8 protein-coding genes are annotated in these 5,712 nt (G+C 65.5%); 3 read left to right on the top strand and 5 right to left on the bottom strand.

Features of this window, described 5'->3' with window-relative positions; translation table 11 throughout:
* The 5 genes from VGD20_RS11095 to VGD20_RS11075 all read right to left on the bottom strand — a co-directional run.
* Positions 1–513 (bottom strand): fasciclin domain-containing protein (locus VGD20_RS11095; protein ID WP_331134502.1); only part of this gene is annotated, 513 nt, incomplete at its 3' end.
* A 39-nt stretch (positions 514–552) separates the two neighbouring features.
* Complete coding sequence (locus VGD20_RS11090; RefSeq protein WP_331134501.1) at positions 553–1,194, bottom strand: fasciclin domain-containing protein; 642 nt, start codon at positions 1,192–1,194, stop codon at positions 553–555.
* 108 nt (positions 1,195–1,302) lie between these two features.
* On the bottom strand, positions 1,303–1,668 hold the full coding sequence (locus VGD20_RS11085; protein WP_331134500.1) for a PH domain-containing protein: 366 nt from the start codon (positions 1,666–1,668) through the stop codon (positions 1,303–1,305).
* Between the two features lie 19 nt (positions 1,669–1,687).
* Entirely contained in the window at positions 1,688–2,809 is a 1,122-nt protein-coding gene (locus tag VGD20_RS11080) for an NAD(P) transhydrogenase subunit alpha (RefSeq protein WP_331134499.1), read from the bottom strand.
* Positions 2,810–2,819: 10 nt separating this feature from the next.
* Positions 2,820–2,942, bottom strand: coding sequence for an aa3-type cytochrome c oxidase subunit IV (locus tag VGD20_RS11075; protein WP_056374262.1), 123 nt, complete (start codon positions 2,940–2,942; stop codon positions 2,820–2,822).
* Positions 2,943–3,173: 231 nt separating this feature from the next.
* Here VGD20_RS11075 and VGD20_RS11070 point away from each other — a divergent pair, with 231 nt between their 5' ends.
* The 3 genes from VGD20_RS11070 (at position 3,174) to VGD20_RS11060 (ending at position 5,652) form a co-directional block, all read left to right on the top strand.
* Entirely contained in the window at positions 3,174–4,607 is a 1,434-nt protein-coding gene (locus tag VGD20_RS11070) for a sigma-54 dependent transcriptional regulator (protein WP_331134498.1), read from the top strand.
* Between the two features lie 13 nt (positions 4,608–4,620).
* Positions 4,621–4,935, top strand: a complete 315-nt coding sequence (locus VGD20_RS11065; RefSeq protein ID WP_331134497.1) for a hypothetical protein — start codon at positions 4,621–4,623, stop codon at positions 4,933–4,935.
* 63 nt (positions 4,936–4,998) lie between these two features.
* Positions 4,999–5,652, top strand: coding sequence for an SRPBCC family protein (locus tag VGD20_RS11060; RefSeq protein ID WP_331134496.1), 654 nt, complete (start codon positions 4,999–5,001; stop codon positions 5,650–5,652).
* Positions 5,653–5,712: the final 60 nt, after the last annotated feature.

Below are 5,712 nucleotides of genomic sequence, written 5' to 3'. Positions count from 1 at the left end.
CGTCACGGTCGCCTTGTTGCCGCTGCTGCTCGTCAGCAGGATCGTCCCGCCACTCTTCGTTGCAGTCAAATCCTGCCCGCCGGCGGTCTTGAGCACGGCCTTTCCGCCGCCCTCGGCGATCTTCGCGGCAAGGTCGGCCGTGGTCAACTTGCCCGGGACGACATGATATTTGAGGACGCCGGCCAGCACGTCTTTCTGCGCCGGACGCATCCAGCCGTCGCGCGTCACCGGCGGCACCTGCGCGAAACCGGTATCGGTCGGCGCGAACACCGTGAACGGGCCCGCGCCGGACAGGGTTTCGGCAAGGCCCGCCGCTTGGACACTGCTGGCGAGGCTCTTGAGCGTCGGCGCCGCTGCAATCCCGGCGACAATGGTGGTCGTCGCGCCAAGCGCCGCAGCCGGATCGGCGGCGGGCATCGCCGCCGTGTCGGCCGCCGGCGCATCCGCTTTGCCGTTACATCCGGCGAGCGCGAGCGCGGCCACCGCGGCCGTCAGAATCAGGGGAGTTTTCATTCTCTATCCTTCAAATGACGACCGCAGCGGCGCGAATCGTCAACCGAGCGTCGGCATCAACACGCCGTTGATGACATGAATGTTACCGTTCGACTGCTCGACGTCCGGCTGGGTGATGAACCCGCTGCTGCCCTGCGTGCCGTCGACCTTGATATTGCCTTGCACCTCGGTGAAGGTCAGCGTCTCGCCTTCGACGGTGGCGAGCGTCGCCTTGCCGCCGCCGGCCTTGATCTTCGCGAACAGGTCTTCGGCAGTCACGCGGCCCGGGACGACATGATAGGTCAAAACCTTTGCCAGCGCTTCGGTGTTGTTCGGGTTCATCAGCCAGTCGGTCATCGACTGCGGCACCGCGGCAAAGGCCTGGTCAGTGGGCGCGAAAATCGTGAAGGGCTGGCCCGCCAGCTTCTCCGACACGCCCGCGGCGGTCAGCGCGTTGGCCAGCGTCTTGTGATCGGGCTTGGTGCCGATTTCGAGCGCAATGCCCGTCCGCTCGGCGGGTGCGGCAGCGTCGGCAGCGGCGTCCGTCGGAGCAGCGACATCGACAGCAGCATCAGCGGCGACTTCGGCTTCGGCGGGGGCCGCGGTGTCGGCGGGTGCCGGCGTTTCCTGCGCGAAAGCAGGCGAAAGGGCCACTGCGGTGAGCGCAATCAGGGGAGTAGCGAAAAGCTTCGCACGCAACATCAATCATTCTCCAGTTGGTTAAACGTCAGGGTTTGGAGAACCCTGAACGTATACTAACCGGAGAAAGTTTCATGAAAAGGCCGAAATCGGCCATTTTTTGCGATCGCTTCAGCGCCCGACGATCAGCTGCGCCATCAACTGCTGAATTTTCTGCGGATCGCTCTTGCGCGAAATCTTGACCTCGAGCGGCGTCGCGGCGCCCGACACCCACACTTTCATGTCGGCATCGAGGTCGAAGGTGCCAGCCGTTTCGAACGAGAAACGCGTGACCGAACGCCATGGAATGCTCTGGAAATCCTTCTTCGATCCCGTCAGGCCCTGCACGTCGACGAAGATGAAGCGCAAATTGGTCAGAAGCACCGTGTCGCGGATGGTCCGAAACGCCGCGAGCACTTGTTCGCCGCCGATCAGCCAGGCCTGAAACTCGGCCTGCGCGCCCGCAACATCGATATCCCCGGCGCTGAACAGACCCATCGCCGCGTCCCCTTTCCGATTAGCCCAGCAGCCGCTCGTTCACGACCTTGCCGCCCTGCGTCAGGCGTATGGCACTGCCGATTTCCTCGTCGAGCACCGGCTTGCCAGCTTCCTTGTCCCAGAAGGCCGACAGGAAGTTGAACAGGTTGCGGCTGAACAGCGCGCTGGTGTCGGCGGGCATCAACGCGGCGATATTCTTCGCGCCGATCACGGTGACGCCGTGAATCTTCTTCGCTTCGCCCGGGACCGATCCTTCGACATTGCCGCCGCTTTCGGCTGCCATGTCGACGATCACGCTGCCGCTGCGCATCGTCGCCAGTTGCGCGTCCGAAATCAGCCGCGGCGCCGGGCGCCCCGGGATCAGCGCGGTGGTGATGACGATATCCTGCTTGGCGATATGCGACGATACGAGTTCGGCCTGCGCCGCCTTATACTCGTCGGACATTTCGGTGGCATAGCCCCCCGCGCCCTCGCCCTCGATCCCTGCGACCGTCTCGACGAAGATCGGCTTGGCGCCGAGGCTGAGAATCTGTTCCTTGGTCGCGGCGCGCACGTCGGTCGCGCTGACCTGTGCGCCGAGGCGGCGCGCGGTCGCGATCGCCTGAAGTCCGGCAACGCCGACGCCCATCACGAACGCCTTGGCGGCGCTGACGGTGCCCGCGGCGGTCATCATCATCGGAAAGGCACGGCCATAGGCGTTCGCCGCGATCAATACCGCCTTGTAGCCCGCAAGGTTCGCCTGGCTCGACAAGATGTCCATCGACTGCGCGCGCGTGATGCGCGGCATGAATTCCATCGCCAGCGCCTCGAGCCCGAGCTTCGCATAAGCATCGACCCGCGCGCGCTCACCGAACGGATTGAGCCCCGCGGCGAGCCAGGCGCCATCGGCAAAGCCCGAGAATCCCTTCGGATCGGGACCCTGAATCGCGAGAATGATGTTCGCACCCTTCAGCGCGTCGGCGCGGCTGCCGACGCTGGCGCCGGCGGCGGCATAGTCGGCATCGGCGATCGAGGCCCGCTCGCCTGCCCCCGATTCGACGGCGACTTCAGCGCCCAGCCCGATGAATTTCTTCACGGTTTCAGGGGTCGCGGCGACGCGGGTCTCGCCGTCGGCGAGCTCCTTCAGGACAGCAATGCGCATGCCGGCCCGGTCAGGAGGCGATGAGAAGGACGACGCCGATCACGACCACCGCGGTGATGATCGAGCCGATCTTGAACAGGCTGATGAAACCCGCGTAGGTTTCTTCGGCTGCCTTCATTTCCTGCTGTGCCATCGTTTTTCCCCTTGAACGGCCACATCTGCGCACCAACGCACGGCGCGGCGCCTAGAATCGGTTATCGCGCCGGTCTTAGCCACGCGCTTCCATATGCTCAAGTGCGGAACGCCCCGCCATGCGGCAAAAGTCGAATGGCCTTAATCGCCCTTTTACCCCTATCGGGTAGACCGGAAGACCGCAGCGGAACAAACACATATATATGTCGGTTCAGGGGGCAGATTCGGGACGATGAGTAGCACGCGCGACACGCGAACTGTGATGATTGTCGACAGCGAGCCTGCACAGCAGCGCTTTCTGGCGGCTCTGGTGTCGCGCGGCGGCTGGCGCAGCGTCATCGCCGCCGACACCGACACCGCGCTCGCGAAGCTGGGTACGCAGGAAGGCATGGCGCTCGACGCGGTGCTTGTCGACCAGGGCGCACCGGGCATGTCGATCCCCGAATTCGTCACCGAACTGCGCCGCTGGCGTCCGGCGCTGCCGCTCGTCGTCATTACGATGCGCAACGGCGTCGAGGTCGCGGTCGGTGCGATGCGCGCCGGAGCAAGCGATTTCGTCCAGAAACCCATCGCCCCCGACCGCCTGCTCGAGGCGCTCGACCGCGTCGTGTCGACCGGCGGCCCGCAGGGCGAACTCCGTCCGCTGACCGAAAAGCTGCGTGCCCCGCTCGCGTTCGAGGAAATCATCGGGTCGAGCCCCAATTTCCGCAGCGCGCTGGCGATCGCGGCGAAGGCGGCGCGCGCGCGCGTCCCCGTCATGATCAACGGCAAGCCGGGCACCGGCAAGGAAGTCTTTGCCCGCGCGATCCACAGCGCTTCCCCGCGCGCGCGCGGCGCGCTGGTGATGGTCGATTGTTCGGCGGTGTCGCCGGGGCTGATCGGATCGGGCCTGTTCGGCCATGAACGCGGCGCGTTCGCCGGCGCCTTTGACCGCCAGGTCGGCCGGCTGGTACAGGCCGACGGCGGCAGCATCATCATCGATCATGTCGAGTGCATCCCGCTCGACACGCAGGCGAAGCTCGTCGAATTCCTGAACACGGGCGAGGTCCAGATGATCGGCGGCTCGATCCGCCAGAGCGTCGACGTGCGCATCATCGCGACGAGCGCCAGCCCGCTCGACAAGCTGATCGAGGCGGGTCATTTCCGCGAGGACCTGTTCTACGCATTGTCGAGCGCGCAATTCACCCTGCCCTCGCTGTCCGAACGCCGCGGCGACGTCGGCCCGCTCGCGCGCCACCTGCTCGCGCGCATCGGCGGCCTGCCAAACATGGGCCCGATCGGGGTCACCGACGACGCGCTGCGCCTGCTCGCCGCCTATGCCTGGCCGGGCAATGTCCGCCAGTTGCAGGACGTGCTGTTCCGCGCCGCGGTTGGCAGCACGACCGATGTGCTCACCAGCGCCGATTTCCGCGCGATCGAGGCAACGCTCGGCGGCGGCAGCATGACCGGCGAAGGCGAAATCGCGATCAACGGCGAAGCGATCGGCGTCACGCTCTACCTTCCCGATGGCAATCTGCGCCCGCTCGAAGAAATCGAGGCCGACGTGATCCGCCTCGCGATCGGCCATTACCGCGGGCGCATGAGCGAAGTCGCCCGCCGCCTCGGCATCGGCCGCTCGACGCTCTACCGCAAATTGAGCGACCTCGGGATCGACACCGCGGCATAAGGGGCGGTCCACGATGGATTTTGTTCCGCTTATCAATTCCTACTGGTGGCTCCCGCTCACGCTGATCGTGGTCGGCGTCTTCGTCGGTCGGACGCTGGGCGCATCGCGCATCGGGATATTTGTCGGGCTCGGCGTCACGCTGGTACCGCCGCTGGCGTTTGCGGCGCTCTATTGGGCGATCAGCCAAGGCGGGTGCAGCGGCGGCGAATGCGGCGGGGCGATGCTCGTCCTGATCCCCATCGGCCTGATAGCCTGCCTGCTCGGTTTCGTCGGCGCCGGCATATTGATCCAGGGATTATGGCGCGCGCTCGTCGCACAATTCATATAATTCTGGACTTATATAAATATCGACTGATATGATTGCTCCATCGTCAGCAATGGAGAATCGCCCGTGTCATTCGATCCCGCCGCTCAAGTCGCCATGGTCGTCCGCAAGGTAGAGGATGTAAACCACGCGGGCCAGCCCGCACGTGCTGTGGTCGCGTCACGCGACTATCCGACCGACATCGACGACCTGTGGGACGCGATCACCGCAAAGGAACGCATCCCGCGCTGGTTCGCGCCGGTCGAGGGCGATCTCGAACTCGGCGGGCGCTACCAGATCAAGGGCAATGCCGGCGGCACCGTGACGGCGTGCGAACCGCCGCGCCGCTTCGCGCTGACATGGGAATTCGGCGGCGGCATGAGCTGGGTCGAGGTCGAGCTGGCTGAAGTCGGCGCCGGCACCACGCGCTTCACGCTCCGCCATATCGCACCACTCGACGACAAGTCCGAGGAATTCTGGGACCGGTTCGGCCCCGGAGCGGTCGGGGTTGGCTGGGACCTGTCGCTGATGGGGCTCGCCTGGCATATCGAAACCGGTGAGAGCAACGAGCGCTTCGCCGAGGAGACCTGGTCGCTGAGCGACGAAGGCAAGGCTTTCGCGACATCGAGCAGCGAAGCCTGGACCGCCGCTTCGATCGCCTACGGCACCACGGAAGAGGCTGCGAACCGCGCGGGTGCCAGTACCACCGCCTTCTACACCGGCGCCGCCGCGCCCGAATGATGCACGCCTTCGACATCCTCGGCGATCCGGTGCGCCGGCGCATCCTCGAACTGCTCGCCG

Source organism: Sphingopyxis sp. (assembly GCF_036402335.1).
Taxonomy (GTDB): Bacteria; Pseudomonadota; Alphaproteobacteria; order Sphingomonadales; family Sphingomonadaceae; genus Sphingopyxis.
The sequence above is the reverse complement of the archived record's forward strand: the minus strand, read 5'-3'. Positions and strand labels throughout refer to the sequence as shown.

Coding starts and splice junctions, on each gene's coding strand:
- VGD20_RS11090 (WP_331134501.1), bottom strand. CDS start 1,194: ATGTTGCGTGCGAAGCTTTTCGCTACTCCCCTGATTGCGCTCACCGCA.
- VGD20_RS11085 (WP_331134500.1), bottom strand. CDS start 1,668: ATGGGTCTGTTCAGCGCCGGGGATATCGATGTTGCGGGCGCGCAGGCC.
- VGD20_RS11065 (WP_331134497.1), top strand. CDS start 4,621: ATGGATTTTGTTCCGCTTATCAATTCCTACTGGTGGCTCCCGCTCACG.
- VGD20_RS11075 (WP_056374262.1), bottom strand. CDS start 2,942: ATGGCACAGCAGGAAATGAAGGCAGCCGAAGAAACCTACGCGGGTTTC.
- VGD20_RS11080 (WP_331134499.1), bottom strand. CDS start 2,809: ATGCGCATTGCTGTCCTGAAGGAGCTCGCCGACGGCGAGACCCGCGTC.
- VGD20_RS11070 (WP_331134498.1), top strand. CDS start 3,174: ATGAGTAGCACGCGCGACACGCGAACTGTGATGATTGTCGACAGCGAG.